2 protein-coding genes are annotated in these 317 nt (G+C 59.3%); both read right to left on the bottom strand.

The features are described 5' to 3' along the window. The coding region (locus tag H6M51_RS24410) for a chaperone NapD (RefSeq protein ID WP_246780680.1) at positions 1 to 205 on the bottom strand (205 nt) is incomplete at its 3' end. Continuing rightward, positions 186 to 317, bottom strand: a 132-nt coding sequence (locus H6M51_RS25130) for a 4Fe-4S binding protein (protein ID WP_185812334.1), incomplete at its 5' end; no start/stop codon positions are given. The genes H6M51_RS25130 and H6M51_RS24410, both read right to left, overlap by 20 nt.

Below are 317 nucleotides of genomic sequence, written 5' to 3'. Positions count from 1 at the left end.
GAAGGCCTGAAATGGCGGCGAGTGTCGCTCCCATCTCGCCGCTGGACCTGCCTTCGATCACGATGATGATTTTGCCGCGATCTGCGGCATGCACTTCGACGTTCGGGATCTCTGATAATGTTGCAATGACACCATTCGCGGCTGCCGGTGAGGTCAGGACGACTGCGCTGGAAACATGGTAACGTTCAGGGTTGCGCATCGACATGCGAGCCACTCCTCACCGATATGGAAATTGCGTTTGTCGGACAGTGGCCGATGCAGAGGCCGCAGCCGGTGCAGTCATCCTCTGCAACTGAAGGCTGCCATGGCCCGCCGGC

The sequence above is a fragment of the Rhizobium sp. AQ_MP genome (assembly GCF_014237835.1).
Taxonomy (GTDB): domain Bacteria; phylum Pseudomonadota; class Alphaproteobacteria; order Rhizobiales; family Rhizobiaceae; genus Allorhizobium.
Note: the sequence above shows the minus strand (reverse complement) of the source record. Positions and strands in the feature narration are given on the sequence as shown.